This is a genomic window from Lutibacter sp. (assembly GCF_046055765.1).
Lineage (GTDB): Bacteria > Bacteroidota > Bacteroidia > Flavobacteriales > Flavobacteriaceae > Lutibacter.
On sequence record NZ_JASFZF010000069.1, the window covers coordinates 1 to 25,128 of the forward strand.

Genomic DNA, 25,128 nt, shown 5'->3' on the forward strand with positions numbered 1-25,128 from the left:
TTTTTTTGTTTATCACTAAATTATCGTGTAAAGAGCAACTCTCTATACTTTGTTAATGGCCATAGCTCATCATCAATCATCAATTCTAGTTTATCACAATGATATCTTATCTCATCAAAAAACGGCTTCACTTTAAAGCAATAGGCTTCTGCCATAGCTTCTACATTTTCTAATTTATTTGCTTTTTTACGCGCATTAATCATTTTATCTATTTTAGAGTGTATCCCTTCAATATGAGCTGAAATTCCTTTAATTAATTGAATTTGCTCAGCGGCATGTGTATCAAAATCTTTTTCAAAAATTTCTTTTAAGCCTTTTACATTCTTAATTAATACATTTTGATAACGAATTGCTATTGGAACCACATGGTTTCCTGCAATATCTCCTAAAACACGTGCCTCAATTTGAATACGCTTGGTATATTCTTCAATTTCAATTTCATAACGAGCTTCCGTTTCAACTTTACTCATTACTCCCATTTCTTCAAATAGCGCTATTGTCTTTTTAGAAATTTTAGCTTTTAAAGCTTCAGGAGTTGTTTTATTATTACTTAATCCTCTTTTTTTTGCTTCTTTTTCCCATTCAACTCCATATCCATTTCCTTCAAATAAGATTTTTTTCGATGCTTTAATATATTCTCTTAATACATTAAATATTGCTTCATCCTTTTTTAAGTCTTTTGTATCAATAAGCTTGTCTACTTCTATTTTAAATTCTTTTAGCTGCTTTGCAACAATAGTATTTAAAACTTTCATTGGTTTTGCACAGTTTGCAGTAGATCCAACAGCTCTAAATTCAAATTTATTTCCTGTAAATGCAAAAGGCGAAGTTCTATTTCTATCGGTATTATCTAATAAAACATCAGGAATTTTACCAACAACATTTAGTTTAAGATCTGTTTTTTCTTGTGGAGATAATTTACCATTGGTTACATTTTCTAATTCGTTTAATACTTTCGTCAACTGCTCACCAATAAAAATCGAAATAATTGCTGGTGGTGCTTCATTTGCTCCCAACCTATGATCGTTACTTGCTGATGCAATTACTGCCCGTAATAATTCCTCATTATCATTTACAGCTTTAATTGTATTAATAAAAAATGTTAAAAACTGAAGATTACTCATAGGCGTTTTCCCAGGCCCTAACAAATTAATACCTGTATTTGTTGATAATGACCAGTTATTATGTTTTCCCGATCCATTGACACCTGCAAATGGTTTTTCATGTAACAACACCTTAAAATGATGACGCGAAGCAACTTTTCCCATTAAATCCATTAATAATGAATTATGGTCAACTGCTAAATTAGCCTCTTCATATATTGGCGCTAGTTCAAACTGGTTTGGTGCAACTTCATTATGACGTGTTTTTACAGGAATCCCCAACAACATACACTCGGTTTCTAAATCGCGCATAAAATTTAAAGCTCTGCCAGGAATTGAACCAAAATAATGATCATCTAACTGTTGCCCTTTTGCAGGTGAATGTCCTAATAAAGTTCTACCTGTTAGAATAATATCTGGTCTACTTTCTGCTAAAGATTGATCAATTAAAAAATATTCCTGTTCCCATCCCAATGAAGAAGTTACTTTTTTTACATTTTTATCAAAATATTTACAAACAGCAGTTGCAGCGCTATCTACTGCCTGAAGCGCTCTTAATAAAGGTGTTTTATTATCTAGTGCTTCACCAGTATACGCAACAAATATGGTAGGAATACTTAATGTTGTACCATATATAAAAGCAGGTGATGTAGGATCCCAAGCTGTATATCCACGTGCTTCAAAAGTATTTCTTATTCCTCCATTTGGGAAACTAGATGCATCTGGTTCTTGCTGAACTAATTGACTTCCTCCAAATTTTTCAATAGCCATTCCACCACCAATAGTTTCAAAAAAGGCATCATGCTTTTCTGCGGTTGCACCAGTTAATGGCTGAAACCAATGCGTATAATGTGTTACGCCTTTTGATAGCGCCCATTCTTTCATTGCTGAAGAAACTTGATCTGCTATTTTTCTGTCAATTTTTGTACCATCATCAATAGCACTCATTACACCATTAAATGCATCTTTTGTTAAATATTGACGCATGGTACTTTCATTAAACACATTTTTACCAAATAAATCTGATCTTCTTGAATTCTCAACTACTTTTATTGATTTTCTACTTCTCGCTTCTGAAAGAGCTTGAAATCTTAATTTTGCCATTTTCTTGTATTTTAATTACCTCAACAAATATAAAAATGATTTTTCGTATTTTAAAGAAATATTCACTATTTTTTATTCTTTTGTGATTTTACCCCTATTTCTTAATGGGGTTAATCAACTTTTTACTATCATTTATTAATTTATACCCATATTATTTTATGGTTAAATTATTTTTTTGTTCTTTTTACAAATATTACTTTATTTAAAAAAAAGAACTAAAAACAAGCAAATTAAAATTAGAGCACATTTGATGAAATGACCATCAACCATCTCAAGGATTAAGGATTAAAACAAAAGTTGAAAATAATTTTAGCGGCAAAAACTAGAAGATTGTAATATTCGATCATTTAACTAATTATTTACTGAACAAGCAAAATGATTATTTGATTATGTGCGAAATATTAAGTGCTGATAATACCTAATGATAGAGCTTAAAGATCGAATACCAGCTTCAAATGCTGATTTCTATAATGTTGTAAGTAGAATAATTAAAACTGTAAACTCAGCTAAAATCTAATTTAAGAATAGTAGATTTAGCAAAACAACATCCTATTTATAGTGCATTTTTATTTCAAATTATAGAAACATCCTAATTATAAAAACTAGATATACGGTTAATAAAATTAAACCTTCCTTCCAACTTAATTTCATTTTAACTGGTGCAAATACCAAAGGAAATATTAAGAACGCAATCCCTAACATCCAAAAAATATCATTTGACAATAAACCTTGGTCTTCAATTGAAATTGGAGTAATTATAGATGTTATTCCTAATACTGCTAAAATATTAAACACATTAGAGCCTATCAAATTTCCTAAAGAAATAGCTTTCTCTTTTTGAAGAACAGCAATTACAGATGCCGCCAACTCTGGAATACTTGTTCCAATAGAAACAATTGTTATACCAATTATACGCTCACTTATATTGAAATGTTTTGCCATACCTACTGCACCATCAATTAATAGTTCTGAACCACCCCAAAGTGAAACACCTCCTATAATTAAAAACAGAATAATTAAATATAGTGGTAATTCTTCATCATCTTCAGGCATTTCATCTACAACTGCTTGTTTTTGAAATCTCAATAAATACACTAAAAAAACTATTAAGAATGAAAATAAAATAATTCCTTCATAACGTTGTAAAATTCCATCAAAAGCGATAAAAACATACAATAAAATTGATGAAATCATCATTATAGGCCAATTTATTTTATAAAAACTTTTTTCAACACTTATGGTTGAAATTAAAATTGTTATTCCTAATACTAAACCTAAATTTGCAATATTAGAGCCTATTACATTTCCAAAAGCAATATCGGCATGACCTTCCAAAGCTGATTTTAAACTTACAATAAGTTCAGGTGCAGAAGTAGCAAAAGAAACTACGGTCATACCAATTACAATTTTAGGAATCTTTAATCGAAGAGAAAAGCCAACTGCAGATTTTAACAACCAGTTACCCCCTAATATCAACAACACTAAACCAAGCCCAATTAGTACTAAATTCATAAAGTATAATTTTTGCAAATATAACAGAAATATATTTTTAGAATTTAGGCTTATTAAAAGTATTTAAAATTTTAAATTATATCTCAAATAAATTTAAAATAATTAACAATTAAAGTAGCATAAACAATAGGTATTTTAAGGAAGCTAAAAAGACTTTGTAAAAGAAATTGTAACTCAATTACTAAAATCCAAACCACATTATAATCGGTATCTATTAAAACTAAAAAAAAACGGTATTTTTTATTCACAGAAAGATGAAAACCCTTATTTTAATCAAAAATGAGATGGTTTTTACATTACTTATATAAAATCATCAAAAAATTTACATTACTTACTTACATTATTTAACCATTATTACTATTTAACACTTAAATATGTAATTATAATGTAGGGACAATAATAATTTAATAAACACAAACCGTCATAAAACAATAAATTGAAAGTTAAATTAATAAATTCTATATGGAAAATTTGTAACATAAATTAGAATAATCATATCTTAATTTAAGAATTAATTCACACTCAATTTATTAACCTAAAATTTATAAAATATGATTACTATCATCATGCTAGTGATACAACTAGTATTAACCATTATTGACCTATTATTTTAAAAAATAATAAATCCCATTTTTTTGTGGGATTTATTTTATTCTCTATTTTTACTTTATGAATAAAAACATATTTAAAATATTCGCAAAAATTAACAAAACAGTATTACCAAGTTTTTCAAAAAGACAGCTTGAAATGAGTAAAGCAAAAAAATGGCAAATGGCCATTATTGGTTGGAGATATTTTATAACAAAAAATAGTTTGTAAATAATTAAAAAATAGTATATTTGCACCCGCAAAATGGCCTCGTGGCGCAACTGAATAGCGCACTTGATTACGGCTCAAGAGGTTACAAGTTTGAATCTTGTCGAGGTCACAATAATATAAAAGAGTTACATATATGTAACTCTTTTTTTGATTTAATTTTCCTTTAAGTACTAAAATTTACAATATTAAATTTTATAGTATTCTCAAAGGGAGCCCAATTTAACACACTTCAAAAATATTTTCTTCAAAAAAACAACATATATCATCATTTTCTCATAAGAAATTGAATATCTTTATATCATTCAAAATGACATGATTATCTTCCGTAATTTTAAACCTTATGAATCAAAATTTTAAAGTAAAAGTAAATGACTCTTTTGAATTCAATTTTAAGGATTCTGACCCTAACAACTTAGATGTAATAAAATTATCAAAATCTAAATTACATCTAATTAAAAACAACAAATCTTTTAATATTAAACTTAAAAAGTTAGATTTTCTTAACAAAGAGTATATTCTTAATGTAAACTCAAACAATTATACTGTTAAAATCTCCAATCAATTAGATCAACTAATTAAAGAAATGGGGTTTTCAGTTGGCTCATCTAAAAAAGCGAATGATATTAAAGCTCCTATGCCCGGCCTTATTTTAAATATAAATGTAAAAATTGGTCAAGAAGTGGAAGAAAATGAACCTCTAATAATTCTTGAGGCAATGAAAATGGAAAACACTATAGGATCTCCTAATAATGGAATTGTAAAATCTATTCATGTTAAAAGTGGCGAAACTGTTGAAAAAGGGGAACTTATGATTGAATTAGAATAGCATTATCTTCCACTAAATTCCTTATTTACCAAACCTTAAACTTCATAAAAATGAAAAAAATATTAATTGCAAATCGCGGTGAAATAGCTATACGAGTTATGAAAACAGCTCAAAAAATGGGTATAAAAACAGTTGCTGTATATTCTGAAGCTGACAGAAATGCGCCTCATGTTAGGTTTGCAGACGAAGCTGTTTACATAGGTGAGTCACCATCGAACAAATCGTACCTTTTAGGTGATAAAATTATTGAAAAAGCAAAAAAATTACATGTAGATGCTATTCATCCTGGGTATGGATTTTTAAGTGAAAATGCCAATTTTGCTGAACTCTGTGAAAAAAATAATATTATTTTTATAGGTCCAAAATCTAAATCCATTCGAATGATGGGAGATAAATTAGCAGCCAAAGATGCGGTAAAAGATTATAATATTCCAATGGTTCCTGGAGTTGACAGAGCCGTAACCACCCCAAAAGAAGCTGCTACTATTGCTAGAGAAATTGGCTTTCCAATTCTTATAAAAGCTTCGGCAGGTGGTGGTGGAAAAGGAATGCGTATTGTTGAAAAAGAAACAGCTATTGAAGAGCAAATGGCTAGAGCCATTAGTGAAGCTACATCTGCTTTTGGTGATGGATCCGTTTTTATAGAAAAATATATTACTTCACCAAGACATATTGAAATTCAGGTATTGGCTGATAGTCATGGAAATGTTTTACACTTTTTCGAAAGAGAATGCAGCATTCAAAGAAGACACCAAAAAGTTGTAGAAGAAGCTCCATCTTCAATTTTAACTCCAAAACTTAGAAAAGAAATGGGAGAAGCAGCAATTAAAGTTGCCAAATCTTGCGATTATTTAGGAGCTGGTACCGTTGAATTTTTAGTGGACAAAAACTTAAATTTTTATTTCTTAGAAATGAATACTAGATTACAAGTTGAACACCCAGTTACAGAATTAATTTCAGGTGTAGATTTGGTTGAGCTTCAAATTAAAATAGCGCGTGGAGAAGCAATTTCATTTAAACAAAAAGATTTAAAAATAAATGGCCATGCACTAGAATTACGTGTATATGCCGAAGATCCAATGAATAATTTTTTACCTAGTGTTGGAAATTTGAGTACTTATAAAATTCCTGTAGGTGAAGGAATTAGAGTTGATGATGGTTTTGAAGAAGGGATGGATATTCCAATCTATTACGACCCAATGATCTCTAAATTAATTACGTACGGAAAAACACGTGAAGAAGCTATTCAATTAATGATTAAAGCAATAGATAATTACAAAATTGAAGGTGTAAAAACTACATTGCCTTTCGGTAAATTTGTTTGTGAACACGAAGCTTTTCGATCTGGTAATTTTAATACACATTTTGTTAAAAATTATTACACACCAAAAAAACTTCAGAAAGGTATAGAAGAAGAGGCAGAAATAGCCGCTTTAACAGCACTCAAAATATATCTTGAAGATCAAAAAATAGTAAGAATACCACACACTAATTAATACTTTACAAAATTCAATAATATGGATTCAAAAATTGAAAAATTAAATAAAAAAGTTGCATTAGCACATTTAGGAGGTGGTGAAGAACGAATTAAAAAACAACACGCAAAGAAAAAATTAACAGCAAGAGAGCGAATTGAATATTTATTGGACGAAAGTTCTTTTGAAGAAATGGGCGTTTTAGTTACTCATAGAACAACCGATTTTGGCATGGAAAATCAAATCATTTTTGGAGATGGTGTAGTAACAGGTTATGGTACAATTAACGAAAGATTGGTGTACATATTTGCTCAAGATTTTACTGTTTTTGGTGGTGCTTTATCTGAAACTCACGCTGAGAAAATTTGTAAAATTATGGATCAGGCAATAAAAGTTGGTGCGCCTTGTATTGGATTAAATGACTCTGGTGGTGCAAGAATCCAAGAAGGTGTAAGATCACTTGGTGGATATGCCGATATATTTCATAGAAATGTACAAGCTTCAGGGGTAATACCACAACTTTCGGCAATAATGGGACCTTGTGCAGGTGGTGCAGTTTATTCACCTGCAATGACAGATTTTACACTAATGGTAGAAAACACAAGTTATATGTTTGTAACGGGTCCAAATGTGGTAAAAACTGTAACTAATGAAGAAGTAACCGCTGAAGAATTAGGTGGCGCTAGTACACATTCAACAAAATCTGGTGTTACACATATTACTTCTGCAAACGATATTCAATGTTTAGAAGATGTAAAAACATTGTTAAGTTACATACCTCAAAATAATAGAGAAACAACTAAAAAATTACCTTTTATAATTGGTGATGAATTAAGACTTAATTTAGAAACAATTATTCCTGAAAATACGAATAAACCCTACGATATGCATGAGGTGATAAAAGGAATTATTGATGAAAATTCATTTTTCGAAATTCATAAAGATTTTGCCGAAAATATAATTGTTGGTTTTGCCCGTTTAGCTGGTAGAAGTATTGGTATAGTTGCAAATCAACCAATGAATTTAGCAGGTTGTTTAGATGTTAACAGTTCAGTTAAAGCAGCTCGTTTTACACGTTTTTGCGATTGCTTTAATATTCCTTTATTAGTAATAGTTGATGTTCCCGGATTTTTACCAGGAACAGATCAAGAATGGAATGCTATTATAACCAATGGTGCAAAGTTATTATATGCTTTAAGTGAAGCAACTGTTCCTAAAATAACTGTAATTACTCGAAAAGCTTATGGTGGTGCTTATGATGTTATGAATTCGAAACACCTTGGAGCCGATATGAATTTTGCTTGGCCAACTGCTGAAATTGCTGTGATGGGAGCCAAAGGAGCTGCTGAAATTATTTTTAAAAATGAAATTAAAGCTGCTAAAAACCCAAAAGAAAAATGGAAAGAAAAAGAAGCTGAATATGCCGAAAAATTTGCTGATCCTTATAGAGCAGCTAGACGTGGGTTTATTGACGAAGTAATTTACCCTAAAAACACCCGAAGAAAATTAATAAAAGCATTTCAAATGCTTGAAGGTAAAGATATTAATAGACCTAAAAGGAAACATGGGAATATTCCTTTATAATTTAAATAATTTTAACTATTTGGATTCCAATAATTTCCTGAAATTGTTATTAAAGATATTAATTTTATAGTATTAGAATAGTAATCACCATTTTGTAAATCGTTATTATTTACTAATTCATTATAGAGATTATTTATCCAATTCCGATTGGTTAAATCAATCATTGCATTTACCGTAAAAGGTCCAATAAAAGCAGCATCATTCCAGTTGTAGATTTTAGTTCCGTCTAATTGATATCTATTCAGGACTTATCTCCAATAATTTTTCACAAATTCTTTAGATGTTTTTAAATAAATATAATACTTATTCTACTACAGAGAATAAATTTTAGTGAAATAGAAATTATCTATATTGAAATAACAATAATAGAAAACACCTATGTTGATATAAGAATAATGAATGCATATTGATGTGAAAAATGTATTTAGTTAGATATGTTTGTAAAAACGTTTAATACTTAAATTATAATTATGAAGAAAATAATATTATTTATCGGATTGCTAATGATAAGCATATTTTTTACGGCTTGTCAGCAAAAAAAAGCAACAGATGCCCTTTCAGGAGCAACCATTACCAAAAAAAGTAACTTAAATAAAAGAAGTTCTACTAATAGCGACTGGTGGCCTAATCGATTGAATTTAGAGTTACTACGTAAGCACTCGGCATTAACAAATCCTATGAATATGGATTTCAATTATATCAAAGATTTTAAAAGCTTGGATTATGTAGCATTAAAAAAAGATTTACGTGCACTTATGTCAGATTCTCAAGATTGGTGGCCAGCTGATTACGGAAGTTATGCAGGTTTATTTATTAGAATGGCTTGGCACGATTCGGGTACGTATCGTACAGGTGATGGTCGTGGTGGTGCTAGGTCTGCTCAGCAAAGATTTGCTCCTCAAAATAGTTGGCCTGATAATGTTAATTTAGATAAAGCAAGAAGATTACTTTGGCCAATTAAGAAAAAATACGGAAACAAAATATCTTGGGCAGATTTAATGATTCTTACAGGAAATGTAGCATTAGAATCTACTGGTTTTAAAACTTTTGGTTTTGCAGGAGGTAGAACAGATGTTTGGCAACCAAATGAAGATGTGTATTGGGGGTCTGAAACAAAATGGCTAGATGACAGTAAGCGTTATTCTGGAGATAGAAAACTTGAAAACCCTTTAGCAGCAGTTCAAATGGGGTTGATTTATGTAAATCCTGAAGGACCAAACGGTAATCCTGATCCACTTTTAGCAGCAAAAGATATTCGTGAATCATTTGGAAGAATGGGTATGAATGATGAAGAAACAGTAGCATTAATTGCAGGTGGTCATACAATTGGTAAAGCACACGGAGCTGCTAGTGCCTCTCACGTAGGGTCAGACCCTGAAGCATCAGGTATTGAGGCACAGGGTTTAGGATGGAAAAGTGATTATAAATCTGGTAAAGGTGCAGATAACATTTCATCAGGTTTAGAAGTAGTTTGGACATCTACTCCTACAAAATGGAGTCACTTGTTCTTTTTTAATTTATTTGAAAATGAATGGGAATTAACAAAAAGCCCAGCAGGTGCACACCAATGGGTTGCCAAAAACCCAGCAATGATGATTCCAGATGCTTTTGATTCTAAAAAAATGCACAAACCAACAATGTTTACTACAGACTTATCATTGCGTTTTGATCCTATTTATGAGAAAATAGCAAGAAAATTTTATAAAAATCCAGATACTTTTGATGAGGCTTTTGCAAGAGCTTGGTTCAAATTAACGCATAGAGATATGGGACCAAAATCTACCTATCTAGGACCAGAAGCACCAACAGAAGATTTGATCTGGCAAGATCCAATTCCAATTGCTAACTATAAAACAATTTCTGACAACGATATTAAGAGTTTAAAGAAGGAAATATTAAACTCAGGTTTAACCATTAGTGAAATGGTAACTACTGCTTGGGCTTCTGCTTCAACGTATCGTAATTCTGATAGAAGAGGTGGAGCAAATGGAGCAAGAATACGTTTAGAACCACAAGTAAACTGGGAAGTAAATAATCCTAAACAATTGAAAAAAGTATTGGCAGTTTTAGAGAAAATACAAAAAGAATTCAACGCTAAATCAGCCACAAAGAAAGTATCAATGGCAGATTTAATTGTATTAACAGGTACTGCTGGAGTAGAAAAAGCAGTTAGTAATGCAGGATATAATTTCAAAGTACCATTCACTTCAGGACGTACAGATGCTATTCAAGAACAAACAGATATTAATTCATTTAAACTTTTGGAGCCAATGGCAGACGGTTTTCGTAACTACTTAAAAACAAAATACACGCTATCTACAGAAGAATTATTGGTTGATAAAGCACAATTACTAACACTTACAGCACCAGAAATGACAGTGTTGGTTGGGGGTATGCGAGCATTAAATGCAAATTTTAATGGTAGTAAAAAAGGTATTTTTACAACAAATAAAGATAAACTTACCAATGATTTTTTTGTTAAATTATTGGAAATGAATACAGAGTGGGAAGCTACTTCAGATTCTAAAGAAGAGTTTGTAGGTAAAGACAGAAAGACTGGAGAAAAAAAATGGACTGCAACTAGAGCAGATTTAATATTTGGCTCAAACTCAGAACTTAGAGCATTAGCAGAATTTTATGCTAGTAATGATTCAAAAGAAAAATTTGTAAAAGACTTTATTAATGCTTGGACAAAAGTAATGAACCTTGATAGATTTGACTTAATTTATAAATAAGGTTCAATGGAATCAATCGTATGATTAAAGTATTTTTAGCTTAAAAAGGCTAATAAAAACCTAATTTTTCAATAAGAGTTCATTAGTATCAATTATAAAAAATAAAGAGGCTACTAATAAAAGTAGCCTCTTTTATATTTATACTTTGTCTAATCTGAAATAGTGCAAAAAATAAACTAAAAAATAGTAAATATTTGATTTTAAAATTATTCATTGAAATGTACATATTTTTTTAAATTAGCATCTTCACAAATAAAAGAAAGATCCTCATTATAATTTTTTTTATATTCTGAGTACACTTTCCCACAATTTGTTTCATTGTAATGGTTTATGATAACCAGTTTACCTACATCTAAAAAACTTTGTGCTCCAGATTGATTCCACCAATTTTTATCATCATTATACGATTCATACAAAACTCCATCAAAATTTGAAGCATTTTCAACCATATTTTTTGCCATACATTTCATTCCTTTTTGATGAACATAATCACATAATTCTTGATAATAAGCAACTCCCTCTACTTGAGTAACTTGAAAACCATAAACTGCTCTTAAATCATCATCATAAATCCAATCCATATTATCAAATTCAACCCAATCACAACCCCAATTTGCTATTTTATCAATTCTAGCTTTCATAATATCTATTATTCCTGAGTTAGTAGTATTAACAAAATATTCATCGGGCCATTGTCCCCAAGGTGTGTTAACTAAATAAGGTTTCATTGCATTAAAATCATCTCTGTAAGTTTCTCCTGTACCAATACTTATGTAGGCTCCTACTTGATTTCCTTTAGATTTAATTGTACTAATTGAAGAAAAAATACCATCATCAAATGGATCTACCAAAACATACGCATTTTCAGCATTTTTAATAATGTCAGCTATTTTGTCTGCTTCAAAATTTTCTTGGTAAGCTTCATTGTAAACTGCAATTGCTTTGCTAGTTATAACAACATCTTCTTTAATATTGTTATTTGTATTACAGGATAAAACAACAAAAAATACAAGGATAATAGATGAAATGTTTTTCACAGAAATCATATAATTAAAGTTAAGTGTAAATAAAATAACGAAAGTTTAATTCGTTTATTATTACAGTAAAAAAATTGTAAGTTAATGTTTATGTGAACGTCTATTTATTAAAGAGTTACAAATAATGTGAATTTCCCTTATTATTCATAATGTTCTTTGGTTAGTTAACTCTTTTAGAAAAAGTCAATATTTTAAATATTGACTTTTTTAAATTATTTCTGCAGATAAACCTTTAGTTAACAACCTTGTACAACGAGGTTTTAAATCGTTATACTCACCAGTTTTAACGGTGCATTTTCCTTTATAGTGTACTAAAAGGGCGCATTGTTCAGCTTGTTCTAACGTATGGTCACAAATATCAATTAATGAATCAATTACATGGTCAAAAGTATTTACATCATCATTAAATAAAACAATCTCATTCTGATTGACTTCTTTTTCCAATACATCTACTTCTTCTTGTATTTTTTTCTTTGTACTCATACTGCTAAATTAAAAAATTATTTTAAATACTTCAAAGCCACCCAGTTATTTCGTTCTATGATGGTTTCTAATTTTAACCCATGTTTAGAAACCTCTGCATCAATAATAGGAATATCTTCTTTATAAAAACCGCTAAATAAAATAATTCCATGTTCATTTAAACAGTTCATGTATGAATTCATATCATTTATCAAAATATTTCTATTGATGTTTGCAATAATAACATCGTACTTTTTATTTATTAATAATGATGCATCTCCTTCAAAAACTGAAATATGTTTACAATTATTACGTTCAACATTTTCAACAGAATTTAAATAACACCAATTATCAATATCAATAGCATCAATTGGTTGAGCACCTTTCATTTCAGCGAAAATGGCTAAAATTCCAGTTCCACAACCCATATCTAATGTTTTTTTATTTGCTAAATCTAATTCCAATAAATGTTGTACCATCATATATGTAGTTTCATGATGACCCGTTCCAAAACTCATTTTGGGTTCAATAACAATATCGTATTTTAAATTTGGATTTTCATGAAAAGGAGCTCTTATACTTACCAAATTATCCACTTCAATTTGGTTGAAATTTTTTTCCCATTCACTGTTCCAATTTGTTTGTTCAATAACTTCCTCTTCAAAAGTGATTTTAAACTCATCAGAATTTAAAATTTGAATATCATTTAAAATTGTAGAATTCCAATCAACTTCTTGAATATATGCCGTTACACCGTCTTCATTTTCAACAAAACTCTCAAAACCTGCAAAGCTTAATTGTGCAATTAAAATTTCAGTTGCTGGTTCTTTTGGTGACACCTTAAATGTATATCCAATATAATTTATATTCATACTACTTTACTTTTAAACGCAAAAATACGGTTTCCTTTCACAATTGAAGAAAACCGCATTTATAATTTTATTTTTTATGAATTAAAATGATTTTACTAAAGCAATAAAATCTTCAGCATTTAATGCTGCACCACCAATTAAACCACCATCTACATCTTCTTTTGAGAAAATTTCTTTAGCGTTTGCTGGTTTTACACTTCCACCATATAAAATTGAAACTTCTGCCGCTACTTCTTGATTGTATTTATCAGTAACAATTTTCCTAATAAATGCATGCATTTCTTGAGCTTGTTCTGGCGAAGCTGTTTCTCCAGTACCAATTGCCCAAACTGGTTCGTAAGCCAACACAATATTTTTCCAAGCTGAAGCATCTAAATGAAATAAACCATTTTTTATTTGACTTTCAACAACATTAAAGTGATTATCAGATTTTCTATCTTCTAACACTTCACCAAAACAAAAAATAACTTCTAATTTATTTTCTAATGCTGCATTTACTTTTTCAGCCAAAATAGTATCAGTTTCCCCAAAATATTCGCGTCTTTCTGAATGTCCCAAAATAACAATATTTACACCAACAGACTTTAACATTTCTGCAGAAACTTCACCCGTATAAGCACCACTTTTTGCCTGATGCATATTTTGAGCAGCTACTTCAACCTTTGTACCTTTCGCTTTACTTGCTACTTTTTGCAAACTAACAAATGTAGGAGCTACAATAACTCTTGTATTTTTAAAGGATTTCTTTTTTAATTTTTTTATAATTTTTTTAGCCAAAGATTTAGAAGCATCTAAATCATTATTCATTTTCCAGTTTCCCGCTACTATTTGTTTTCTCATGGTTTATATTTTCTTATTTAATTCTGAATTAACACTACAAATTTACAATTAATCCTTTAAACATAAACCTTAAAATTTGTTGATTGCGCAATCGTTTTCGAATCAAATCATATGGGAATATTTTAAAGAATACTTATAATAATATTTTAGGTAGCAATAAGTTACATTTTAAAATTACTATTTTTGTGTAATTCTTTATTTAAACCCATGAACAAACAAGAACTTATTGCTCAAATTCAACAAAAGAAATCGTTTTTATGCATTGGTTTAGATGTTGATTTAGCTAAAATTCCAACACATTTATTAGCTGAAAAAGATCCAATATTTGAATTTAATAAACAATTAATTGATGCAACTCATCATTTAACAGTTGCTTATAAACCTAACATCGCATTTTATGAAGCCTATGGTTTAAAAGGATGGCAATCATTAGAAAAAACGATTCACTATTTGAATACAAATTACCCTGAAATTTTTACAATTGCAGATGCAAAACGTGGTGATATTGGAAACACTTCAACTATGTATGCCAAAGCTTTTTTTGAAGATTTAAACTTCGATTCTGTCACTGTTGCACCCTATATGGGAAGTGATTCTGTAGAACCTTTTTTAGCTTTTCAAAACAAAATAACAATTTTACTAGCTTTAACTTCAAATAAAGGTGGATTGGATTTTCAAGGTTTAAAAATTAAAAATAACGAATTGTACAAAGAAGTTTTAAAAACTGCTCTTACTTGGAAAAATTCTGAAAATTTAATGTTTGTTGTTGGCGCAACTAAAGCTGAGTATTTTTCAGAAATCAGAAAAATTGTTCCAAATCACTTTTTATTAGTTCCAGGTGTTGGTGCTCAAGGTGGAAATTTACAAGACGTTTGCAACTATGGATTGAATAAAGATTGTGGTTTATTAATTAATTCTTCAAGAGGGATTATTTATGCTGGAAATGATGAAAATTTTGCGAAATCTGCACAAAATGAAGCATTAAAATTACAACAGCAAATGGAAGTTATTTTAACTAAAAAAAGCCAAGGTTAATGACTCCTTGGCTTATTATTAATTCAAATAATTATCTGTTTTATCTTCCAATTTTATAAATTAATTCAAACAATCATACAATTGAAAACAAAGTAATATAATTACTCAACTAAGATACTAGTAGTTCTCTTTAAAAATATCTTTTTGATTTGAATGCTACTGTTTATGATTTAAAAGGCTAATTATCAATAATATAATTTTTAGTTTAAAATTGAAGGGGAGAAACCCAATACTAAGATTGACAAAATAACACATAAAAAAGGGTCACTAAAGACCCTTTTAAATATTTACATATTGCTTTTTTTCACTTCATCAATTAATATCCAGGATTCTGAGAGATATTAGGGTTAAGATCCAACTCAGTAGTTGGAATTGGTAATACAGTTTTATTAGCTCCAAATGCTGATTCAGTTACATTTGGCATACCAACCCTTCTTAAAGACATACCATTTCTCAATAAGTCCATTCTACGTTGTCCTTCAAAACAAAGTTCTTTTCTTTTCTCATTTAAAATAATATCTAAATCTACTGAAACTAATAAACTTAAACCGGCTCTGGTTCTTAACGTATTAATATCATTTAAAGGTGTATCTCCAACGCTACTCCCCGCTCTTAAATTAGCTTCAGCCCTAATAGTATACATTTCTGTAATTCTTAGTATTGGACCATTGTCTGCATTATTAACACCATCTGGAAACTTTGTACTAAAAGTTGATACACCACCAACAGCATCAGTTCCATTGGCATTTAATGTTGTAAATCTTAAATCTCCTGGTTCAGAAGCAAAAGCATCCAATAAATTTTGAGAAAATGGTGCATCTCCTCTACCAACAGGTGCTGCATTTGCTAATCCGGACCAACCTTGCCCACTAGTTTGCCCATCTACAGCATCATTTATAATTTGAAAGATATGTTCTGAAGATTCATTTTGATTATAGAATGTATAATCAGCAGCTAATGCATATTGAGATGATTGAATTACTTGATTGGAAAAATCTGCAGCTTGTGCAAATTGATCTCTATATAAATACAATCTCGATAATAAAGCTCTTGCTGCGCCTTTACTTGCTCTTCCTCTACTTGTAACTTCCTCTAAATTAGGAATTGCTTCCAATAAGTCTTGTTCTATAAATGCATGCACTTCATTTACCGTATTACGCTCAATCTGAAATATGGTTTCATCCCCTTCAAAAAAGTCAGTTATTATTGGAATACCAAGATTAGCACCACTTGATAATTGGTAAGGTTGTGCAAATAAGTTTACTAAATTAAAATTTGTAATTGCTCTAATAAACTTTGCTTCAGCTATTAATCTATCTTTATCTGAATCTAAAAGGTCAGGAACTTCTATTATTGGTAATTCATTAATTAGAAAATTAACAGGTGATATTACATCATATGCATCTCTCCAAAATGGTAAAACAGATGTGTTATCAGCCAATGTTGTATAATCTCTAATTTCTTGAAACGTCGGAAATGACCCCAAAAAATTCACGTTATCACTCATCCATTCCTGAGTTAATTGAGTTGTGCCATTAAAAGCATCATCATCACGCATTCTTGCGTATGCACCAATTAAAACTCCTTCAGCTAAAGTTGCATTAGATAGCACAACATCTCCAGTTAAACTATCTTCTGGTCCAATATCTAAATTATCTTCACACGATGATACTGTTGATATAATCAATAATATCAAAAGTGTATAAATTATTTTTTTTAAATTTTTCATTTCTTTAAATTATTTTGAATATTATTAAAATGTGATTCTTGCACCAATTGTATACGATTTTGATTGTGGCGCTACAAAGAAACTCTCACCTAATTGTAGAGGGTTTGTATTATCGGTTACTTCAGGATCTCTATCACCTAAATCATTATCTTTAATAGTAAGTAAATTAGTTCCTGTGACATAAATACGTACTCCATCAATAAACTTAACCTTTTCTAAATACTTCTTAGGCAATGTATATCCTAAAGTTACATTCTTCAATCTTAAAAACGACCCGTCTTTTAACTGATTAGTTGAACTCGTTCTAAATATACCTTGAGTTGTACCATCCAATCTTGGGAAATAAGCATTATCTCCTGGTTGCTGCCAATAATCTAACAATCGTGTACTCATACCAAATCCAATAGGAGCATCAGTAAACCTAATACCACTAATGTAGATATCATTCCCATATGAATAATTCATAAAGATATTTAAATCAAAAGCCTTATACTTAAAAGTATTGGTTATACCTCCATAAAAATCTGGCTGAGCATCTCCAACAATTTTTCTATCGTCTGGTGTTGGAGAATTGGTAATATTATCATTAGCATCTAACCATTCAGCTTCACCTGTTTGTGAGTTTACACCTACATATCGTATCAAGTAAAAACTATTCGCAGATTCACCAACTACAGCTCTTTGTCTTGAAGACCCTGCAATAAACTGCCTTCCTTCATTATCCACATTTGCGTCTGGCAATGCTATAACTTCATTTTCTACAGTAGATAAATTGATTTTAGTTGTCCATTCAAAATCGTCTGTTCTAAAATTAACAGTAGTTAAATCAAATTCAAACCCTTTATTTTCAATCTCACCAGCATTTGTAGCTACAGATGTAAATCCAGAAGTTAGTGGTAGTGGTTTAAATAGTAATAAATTATCTGTTTTCTTTTTGTAATAATTTACGTTGAAAAGTATCCTATCATTCAAAAACGCAGATTTAAAACCAATATCAAAAGTTTCTGTTTCTTCCCATTGTAAATCTGGATTTGGTGCAGAAGTTGGAGATAATCCCGCCAATCCATTATAATTATTACCTGCAAACAATCCAAGCGAAGGGAAATTCCCAATACGGTCATTTCCTGTAGTTCCAAAACTTGCTCTTATACTCAAGAAATCAAAGAAACCATCGTTCATAAATTCTTCATCGGAAACAATCCAACCTCCAGCAATGGCCCAGAAGTTTCCAAACTTTTTATTTTTTCCAAATCGACTAGAGCCATCTCTTCTAAATGAAGCTTCTACTAAATATTTTCCTTTATAATCATAATTAGCTCTCGTAAATATTTGACCATACAAACGATTTTGAGTTCTACTACTAAAAGTTAAAGGAAAGGTAGAAGCACTGGTCACATTTAATAGCTCATCTGATAAGAAACCTGTACCTTGAACTCTTGTTACATTCGTTTTAGTTTCTTCATATGAAGTTCCTAGTAAAACGCCAACAGTATGATTCCCATATGTTTTATTATAATTTAATGTTGCTGTAATCAAATTTCTGTTAATAAAAACAACCCTATTGTCTGCAAATCCTTCTGCTGAATTCACCTCAACACTTCTCTGAGTTTCTTCAATTTGAGTTCTGTCTATACCATAATCAATTTTAGCAGACAAATCATCCATTAATTTTATTTCAACATAAGCGTTACCTGTTATTTTAGTTGTATTCACTTCATGTCTATCCAACGCTTCAATTGCAAGAACATTCGCAATAAAACCTGTATTAACAAAATTACCATCATCATCAAAAGGCAATACATCTGGAGTTTGTAAGAACCCTACAGTTATAGGAGAAAAAGTACTATTTTCTGTGCTAATTCTATCATTTCTAGAGACTGTAGTAGATAAATTAATTCCCGCTTTTATCCAATCGTTAGCTTGTGTAGACAGGTTTACTCTTGCTCCTGTTTTCTCTAAATTATTGCCAATAATAAAACCTTCTGTATCTGAATGATTTAATCCGAAATAGAATGTTGAATTATCACTACCACCTGAGATACTTATATCTTGATTTGTAGATACTCCTTCACGAGTTACATTTTTTAACCATTCAAATCCTTCACCATCCAAACCAAAATCAGTAGCAGTAAAATCTGTACCGTTTTGTACATTAAATCGTGTTACCGTAAAATCAGCAAACTGCTCTAAATTCATCATTTCCTCTAAAAATGTAGCTTCATTTACAGAAGTACTGAACCCAACAGTAACTTTTGTTTTTTGGTTTAATTTTCCTCTTTTAGTTGTAATTAAAATAACACCATTAGATGCCCTAGTACCATATATTGATGTTGCTGCTGCATCTTTAAGAACTGAAAAAGTAGCAATATCTTCCGTATTTATATAAGACAAAGGGTTTAAACCTGTATTCCCCCCATTACCTGTTGTTTGATCTTGATCATCAAGAGGAACACCGTCAACTACAATTAATGGGTTTGACCCCCCAGTTAAAGAACTAACTCCTCTAACACGAATTACAGAAGCAGCTCCTAAAACCCCAGATGCACCTACTATTTGAACCCCAGATGCTTGACCTTGTAATAAATCTTGAGGTGATAATGCCTGAATGTCTTCAATTGCTTCTTCTTTAATCACAGCAACATTTTGAATAATCTTGCGCTCGCTTTGTTGTCCGTAACCAATTACAACTACTTCTTCAAGTAAGTTACCTACTTCAAGTGTAACATTAATGGTGTTTGAAACTCCAACTGTTTTCTCAATAGACGACATTCCAACATAACTAAAGAGAATAATATCCCCTATACTAGCTTTCAATGTATACTTCCCATCAAAATCAGTTTGTGTACCACTATTTGTGCCTTTTACAACAACATTTACTCCTGGTAAGGGACCACCTTCTTCAGATACTACTATACCTGATACTGTTTTCTCTTGTGCATAAGTACTCAAACCAGTACTTATTATTAGCATTAGAGAAATCAAAATTTTGTAACCTCTATTCATGAATTTCATTTTAAATTAATATTCCGCTAATATATCAAGCTAAGTAAGGCGTTGACCCTTCCGTGAAGTGAGTTACTATTATTTTGAAGTGGAAATTCAATTTTACTACTATGAAAAAGCCTAATTGCCACTATATTTAGAAATTTGGGTAAATTAAATTCCATTTGTGCTCTAAAATTAAATTAAACCGTCTAATTACAGAAATAAAGGCTATTTATTTAATTTTAAAAATGAACTAAAACAACCCTATATTGATTTAAATAGTTAGGTTTATGATTTAAATACCTTTATTTTAGGTTTAAATTAACATTGAACAATTGACAAGCTATTTTTTAAACACTTATTTTGTAATAAATCACTTGTATAAAACTTAAGTTTAAGCTTCATATGAAAATAAATACATTAATAGTTGATGATGAAAAATTAGCAAGGCAACGCCTAATTAATTTAGTAAATGATGTACCTGAACTTGAGTTAGTTGGTCAATGTTCTACTGGTAAAGAAGCGATTAACACTATTGAAGAAATTCAACCGGATATTGTTTTTTTAGATATTCAAATGAAGGATATGAATGGATTTGATGTGTTACAAAAAATCTCTGTTGAAAAAAAACCACTTATTGTTTTTGTGACAGCATACAATGAATATGCCTTAAAAGCTTTCGACTATTTCGCTTTTGATTATCTACTAAAACCATATAAAGATGATCGCTTCTTTAAATCTGTAGAAAGTATTATAAACTATATTAATAACAAAAATTATAGTCCTTTTGAAGATAAAATTAATAATCTATTAAAATATGTGCAAACCAATAATAGTCCAACCCTCATTCACTCTGAGAAACTTCCCGTAAAACTAGGTAACAAAGTGTTTTTTATTAAAACAAATGACATTAAATATATAAGAGCCTCTGGATATTATGCAGAAATCTATACTGCAGAAAAAAAACATTTATTAAGAGAATCTTTAAGTAATTTAATTGAGTCTTTAGACCCAACAAAATTTATAAGAGTTCATAGATCAACCATTGTAAATTTAAATGAAATTGGAGAATTAATTAATTCAAATTATGGAGAAATTGATGTTAAAATGTCTGATAAACAATTATTTAGAGTTAGCAAAAGTTATAAAAAATTATTTTTAACTAAAATGGGATTGTAGGTGAGAAAATATGTTGAGCTTAAATTATTTGAGATTAGGTTAATTAAAATTTTAGTAGTTTTTTACACAATAATTGCTTTAATTTCCCTATCAAAAAAGGCCTATTTCAAAATACAAGGTTTTGGCTATGAATTTTCTGAATGGAGTGAACTAATTCTAGAAGGAATACTAGATTGGGTAATTGTATTACTTTTTATGATTTCGATTGCAATTACAACAAAAATTCTTATCTATAAAAAGGTCAAATGGAAATATATTATTTCTATCCATTTGTTTTTATCTTTTTTTATTGGGGTAGCTATCTACTTTTTATCTTCCTTTTTTTACTTGATAATAGGTCAAATAGCTTTCGAAGAAATTAGCATCACAAGTTATTTTGCCAGCATTATATCTGTAGTTGATTTAAACTTCCTTATTTACTTTTCCATGATAAGTATTGTTTACACCTTCTATTATTTTCAAAAAACACAAAAAACTGAACTAGAAAAAACACAATTATCTCAACAACTTACAAATGCTAAAATGAATGTGCTTAAATATCAATTGCATCCTCATTTTTTATTCAATACTTTAAATAGTATTTCATCATTGATTGAATCAGATTCCAAACTAGCTCAAGATACCATTGCCGATTTTGGAGATCTATTACGTGATTTATTAGATTTAAAAGATACTAATCTAATTCCTCTTGAAGATGAAATGAATATTTCAAAAAGATATTTAGATATCATGTCGCTTCGTTTTTCTGACCACTTAAACGTTACTTTAAATATTGATAAAAGTATTAGTAACACCTTAGTTCCAAGTCTCATTTTATTACCTATTTTAGAAAATTCCATAAAACACGGGTACTCTTATGAAAAAACAAACTTGGAAATTGAATTATTTATTTCAAAAATAAAGAATAAAGTAAAAATTCAAATTAAAAATAATGGAGCTCCCTTAAAAAAATCAGTAAATTACGGCCATGGACTTCAAAACACTATAGACAGATTAAAATTGCTTTATAAAAACAACTACAAATACACGCTAAAAAATATTAAAAATAACAAAGGTGTAGTCACAACAATAATTATTCCAAGCCTTTAATACTACTTTATTTCCCTTTATAAAGTTAACTAAACATAAATATTAACTGTTAAAAAACAGTTAATTATCCGTTAATTTTGTAATGATTTAAGTACTCATTCGTCTTTAACTATAATTTCAAGGCACCAAAAATCAATATTATGAAAATTCGTATTTCTCTTTTAATCTTTATTTTTTGTATTTCTATAGTACCTGCAAACACTAATATTGTTAACACACCTACCAGTATTATTCCAATTAAAGAGGTAAAACCAGACTCCAAAGAAAAAAGTAATAATAACTATTTTTTGTATTCAAATAAGTTATATAAGGTTAATAGTTTTTGTAAATTAATCCAAGCTGGAAATTATAATGCTGTAAAATCTTGTATTGACAAAGGGATAGGTTTAAACAAAGCATCAAATAAGTTAACACCTCTAATGTATGCTGCTAGACATAATAGAGTTAATATTCTTCAATTGCTAATTGAAAAAGGCGCTGATTTAAAAGCAAAATCTAGTAATGGTTTTACCGCTTTAAATTGGGCTAAAAAAGTAAACGCAAAAGAAACTTATGAAATTCTTTTAAAAGCTAAAAAAGTGTAAAAATAACTTATTTAGTTTAACTACTTTTGTAACGTATGAAAATAGTTAGAGATCAACTAGGAAGAGAAATATCATTAAAAAATTCACCAAAAAGAATTATTTCTTTAGTTCCTTCTCAAACAGAGTTATTATGCGATTTATCCCTCGAAAATGAATTGGTTGGAATTACCAAATTTTGCATTCATCCATATCATATAAAATCTACAAAAACCATAGTTGGTGGTACTAAAAAAGTAGATTTCAATAAAATTAAAAGTTTAAATCCTGATTTTATTTTATGTAATAAAGAAGAAAATTCTTATAATTTCCTTTCAGAATTAGAAAAAATTGCACCAACTTATTTTTCAGATATCAACTCAGTAGAAGACTCTCTTAATTTAATTAGTGATTTAGGTATTTTACTTAATAGAAGAACAGAAAGCACTAATTTAATTTCAAAGATTAATTTTAAATTAAACGACTTTAAAATTTTTATTAAAAATAGACCTATTAGAAAAGTTGCGTATTTTATTTGGGCCAATCCTTGGATGGTTGCTGGAAACGACACTTATATAAATGAACTATTAACACTTAATAAGTTTGAAAACATTTACTCAAACATGAGTCGTTACCCTAAAATAGAGATTCACAAAATTAAATATGAAGGCAATCCTGAAGTTATTATTTTATCATCAGAGCCATTCCCTTTTAAAGATAAGCACGCAATGGAAATAGCCAACTACACCAATAGAGCTATTACTATTTTTGGAGATGGCGAATTATTTAGTTGGTATGGATCTAGAATTCTTCACTCTTTTGACTATTTTAAAAAATTACACCTAAAATTAGAAAGTCATTTTTAACTTAAATAACCTTTTTTTGTTCTTTTAAACTTTTTCTCAACCAAAACATAAGTACAATTGAAATTAATCCTAAAAACCCCATTAAATACCAATTAAATTCAAAACTAAATCTGTCAATCATTTCCATTCCTGTTTTTGCACTAAAAATGTGTGCAAATGAAAATGCCATAGTGTACAAAGCTAAATAACGCCCTTCCTTACCTGAAGGTGCTCTTGTCATAGCAAAATTATTTGTAAATGGAAAAGCTAACATTTCACCCAACGTTATAAGCAACATACTTATAACTAAAATTCCAACCCAATTGGTCACATTTAAAATAATAAAACTAAGCGCAAATAATGCTAAACTCCAAGTTATAATTTTTAGTTTATCAAATAATTTTTTTTCTATATAATGAATTAAAGGCATTTCAAATAAAAATATTAAAAATCCATTCATTGCCATTAATAATCCTATTTCAACTTCAGTTAGTTTATAAATTCCCTTGTAATACAATGGCATTGTTGTAAACAATTGTAAAAATATGAAACCCATTAAAAAGACTACTGCTAAAAATATCCAATATTGCTTATCTTTATAGATAGATGTTACTATATTTTCTAATAAGTCTTCCTTTTTTTTAACATGAAATTCTTTTTCTTTTAATACAACTTTCATCAATAAAATTGCCGAAATACACGTAATTCCATCAACCCAAAAAAGACCAGAGTAACTTAAAGTAGTTATAATTAAACCACCTAAAAAAGGTCCAAAAGAAAAACCTAAATTTATTGCCAACCTAATTAAAGTTAGTGATCTAGTTTGATTTTCAGGTTTACTATAAGCTTTTAGAGACACAAACATCGCAGGTCTAAAAGTATCTGCAACCATCATTGTTATAAATATACCAATTGCAAATCCTGTAAATGTTGTAACATATTGCAAGCCTATAAACAAAAATCCAGTAATTAATAAACTCCAAAACATTACTTTATAAAACCCAATTTTATCAGTTAGTTTCCCACCTAACCAAGAACCCAATAAAGATCCTACACCAAAAATTGTCATTATCCAACCAACCTGAGCCAAAGATAACTTTAAATCTTCCGTTAGATATAATGATAAAAATGGCAATACCATGGTACCAGCCCTATTTATAAATGTAATTAAAGCCAACCACCAAACTTCTTTTGAAAGCCCTTTAAACGAATTGTGGTAACTATTTAATGTTCTTTTTATCATACTGCAAAATTAAAAACCCAGCTAAAAGCCGGGTTTAAAATGAATTGATATTATTTATTGTTTAATAATTATAACACATTTATATATCGGCCGT

20 protein-coding genes and 1 tRNA gene are annotated in these 25,128 nt (G+C 29.5%); 11 read left to right on the plus strand and 10 right to left on the minus strand.

The window, feature by feature from the left end; translation table 11 throughout:
- Positions 1-20: 20 nt before the first annotated feature.
- Both QM495_RS07050 and QM495_RS07055 read right to left on the minus strand, forming a co-directional pair.
- Complete coding sequence (locus QM495_RS07050) at positions 21-2,207, minus strand: glutamine synthetase III (RefSeq protein WP_408671407.1); 2,187 nt, start codon at positions 2,205-2,207, stop codon at positions 21-23.
- A 576-nt stretch (positions 2,208-2,783) separates the two neighbouring features.
- Positions 2,784-3,719 carry a calcium/sodium antiporter gene (locus QM495_RS07055; protein WP_408671408.1) on the minus strand — a complete coding sequence of 312 codons (936 nt, stop codon included), beginning with the start codon at positions 3,717-3,719 and terminating at the stop codon, positions 2,784-2,786.
- A gap of 669 nt (positions 3,720-4,388) precedes the next feature.
- On the opposite strand from QM495_RS07055, the gene QM495_RS07060 reads away from it, so the two are divergent.
- The 5 genes from QM495_RS07060 to QM495_RS07080 all read left to right on the plus strand — a co-directional run bounded on the left by QM495_RS07060 (position 4,389) and on the right by QM495_RS07080 (position 8,423).
- Positions 4,389-4,538, plus strand: coding sequence for an SsrA-binding protein (locus QM495_RS07060; protein ID WP_408671409.1), 150 nt, complete (start codon positions 4,389-4,391; stop codon positions 4,536-4,538).
- Between the two features lie 35 nt (positions 4,539-4,573).
- A tRNA-Arg gene (locus QM495_RS07065) sits at positions 4,574-4,647 on the plus strand.
- A 231-nt stretch (positions 4,648-4,878) separates the two neighbouring features.
- Positions 4,879-5,364: an acetyl-CoA carboxylase biotin carboxyl carrier protein subunit gene (locus tag QM495_RS07070; protein WP_408671410.1), complete on the plus strand. Its 486-nt coding sequence runs from the start codon at positions 4,879-4,881 to the stop codon at positions 5,362-5,364.
- A gap of 50 nt (positions 5,365-5,414) precedes the next feature.
- Positions 5,415-6,860 carry an acetyl-CoA carboxylase biotin carboxylase subunit gene (gene accC / locus QM495_RS07075; RefSeq protein ID WP_408671411.1) on the plus strand — a complete coding sequence of 482 codons (1,446 nt, stop codon included), beginning with the start codon at positions 5,415-5,417 and terminating at the stop codon, positions 6,858-6,860.
- Positions 6,861-6,881: 21 nt separating this feature from the next.
- A complete protein-coding gene (locus QM495_RS07080; RefSeq protein ID WP_408671412.1) occupies positions 6,882-8,423 on the plus strand; it encodes an acyl-CoA carboxylase subunit beta in 1,542 nt (513 codons plus the stop codon).
- A gap of 11 nt (positions 8,424-8,434) precedes the next feature.
- On the opposite strand, the gene QM495_RS07085 is transcribed toward QM495_RS07080, so the two are convergent.
- A complete protein-coding gene (locus tag QM495_RS07085) occupies positions 8,435-8,587 on the minus strand; it encodes a hypothetical protein (RefSeq protein ID WP_408671413.1) in 153 nt (50 codons plus the stop codon).
- A 306-nt stretch (positions 8,588-8,893) separates the two neighbouring features.
- Here QM495_RS07085 and katG point away from each other — a divergent pair, with 306 nt between their 5' ends.
- Positions 8,894-11,158: a catalase/peroxidase HPI gene (gene katG, locus QM495_RS07090; RefSeq protein ID WP_408671414.1), complete on the plus strand. Its 2,265-nt coding sequence runs from the start codon at positions 8,894-8,896 to the stop codon at positions 11,156-11,158.
- 206 nt (positions 11,159-11,364) lie between these two features.
- On the opposite strand, the gene QM495_RS07095 is transcribed toward katG, so the two are convergent.
- From QM495_RS07095 to tpiA, 4 genes are all read right to left on the minus strand, one after another.
- Positions 11,365-12,204, minus strand: coding sequence for an endo alpha-1,4 polygalactosaminidase (locus QM495_RS07095; RefSeq protein ID WP_408671415.1), 840 nt, complete (start codon positions 12,202-12,204; stop codon positions 11,365-11,367).
- Between the two features lie 198 nt (positions 12,205-12,402).
- Positions 12,403-12,678 (minus strand): ATP-dependent Clp protease adaptor ClpS, encoded by a 276-nt coding sequence (locus QM495_RS07100; RefSeq protein WP_408671416.1) that lies wholly within the window; start codon positions 12,676-12,678, stop codon positions 12,403-12,405.
- Positions 12,679-12,695: 17 nt separating this feature from the next.
- On the minus strand, positions 12,696-13,529 hold the full coding sequence (prmA, locus tag QM495_RS07105; protein WP_408671417.1) for a 50S ribosomal protein L11 methyltransferase: 834 nt from the start codon (positions 13,527-13,529) through the stop codon (positions 12,696-12,698).
- A gap of 81 nt (positions 13,530-13,610) precedes the next feature.
- Entirely contained in the window at positions 13,611-14,369 is a 759-nt protein-coding gene (gene tpiA / locus QM495_RS07110) for a triose-phosphate isomerase (protein ID WP_408671418.1), read from the minus strand.
- A gap of 207 nt (positions 14,370-14,576) precedes the next feature.
- On the opposite strand from tpiA, the gene pyrF reads away from it, so the two are divergent.
- Positions 14,577-15,404 (plus strand): orotidine-5'-phosphate decarboxylase, encoded by an 828-nt coding sequence (gene pyrF / locus QM495_RS07115; protein ID WP_408671419.1) that lies wholly within the window; start codon positions 14,577-14,579, stop codon positions 15,402-15,404.
- Positions 15,405-15,720: 316 nt separating this feature from the next.
- On the opposite strand, the gene QM495_RS07120 is transcribed toward pyrF, so the two are convergent.
- Positions 15,721-17,133, minus strand: a complete 1,413-nt coding sequence (locus tag QM495_RS07120) for a RagB/SusD family nutrient uptake outer membrane protein (protein ID WP_408671420.1) — start codon at positions 17,131-17,133, stop codon at positions 15,721-15,723.
- 24 nt (positions 17,134-17,157) lie between these two features.
- Positions 17,158-20,136 carry a SusC/RagA family TonB-linked outer membrane protein gene (locus tag QM495_RS07125; RefSeq protein WP_408671421.1) on the minus strand — a complete coding sequence of 993 codons (2,979 nt, stop codon included), beginning with the start codon at positions 20,134-20,136 and terminating at the stop codon, positions 17,158-17,160.
- Positions 20,137-20,523: 387 nt separating this feature from the next.
- On the opposite strand from QM495_RS07125, the gene QM495_RS07130 reads away from it, so the two are divergent.
- The 4 genes from QM495_RS07130 to QM495_RS07145 all read left to right on the plus strand — a co-directional run bounded on the left by QM495_RS07130 (position 20,524) and on the right by QM495_RS07145 (position 23,812).
- A complete protein-coding gene (locus tag QM495_RS07130) occupies positions 20,524-21,297 on the plus strand; it encodes a LytR/AlgR family response regulator transcription factor (protein WP_408671422.1) in 774 nt (257 codons plus the stop codon).
- Complete coding sequence (locus QM495_RS07135) at positions 21,298-22,386, plus strand: sensor histidine kinase (RefSeq protein ID WP_408671423.1); 1,089 nt, start codon at positions 21,298-21,300, stop codon at positions 22,384-22,386. It begins immediately after the preceding gene.
- Positions 22,387-22,526: 140 nt separating this feature from the next.
- Entirely contained in the window at positions 22,527-22,970 is a 444-nt protein-coding gene (locus QM495_RS07140; RefSeq protein ID WP_408671424.1) for an ankyrin repeat domain-containing protein, read from the plus strand.
- Positions 22,971-23,005: 35 nt separating this feature from the next.
- Complete coding sequence (locus QM495_RS07145) at positions 23,006-23,812, plus strand: ABC transporter substrate-binding protein (RefSeq protein ID WP_408671425.1); 807 nt, start codon at positions 23,006-23,008, stop codon at positions 23,810-23,812.
- 1 nt (position 23,813) lies between these two features.
- Here the strand turns inward: QM495_RS07145 and QM495_RS07150 are convergent, their stop codons facing one another.
- Complete coding sequence (locus QM495_RS07150; protein ID WP_408671426.1) at positions 23,814-25,034, minus strand: MDR family MFS transporter; 1,221 nt, start codon at positions 25,032-25,034, stop codon at positions 23,814-23,816.
- Positions 25,035-25,128: the final 94 nt, after the last annotated feature.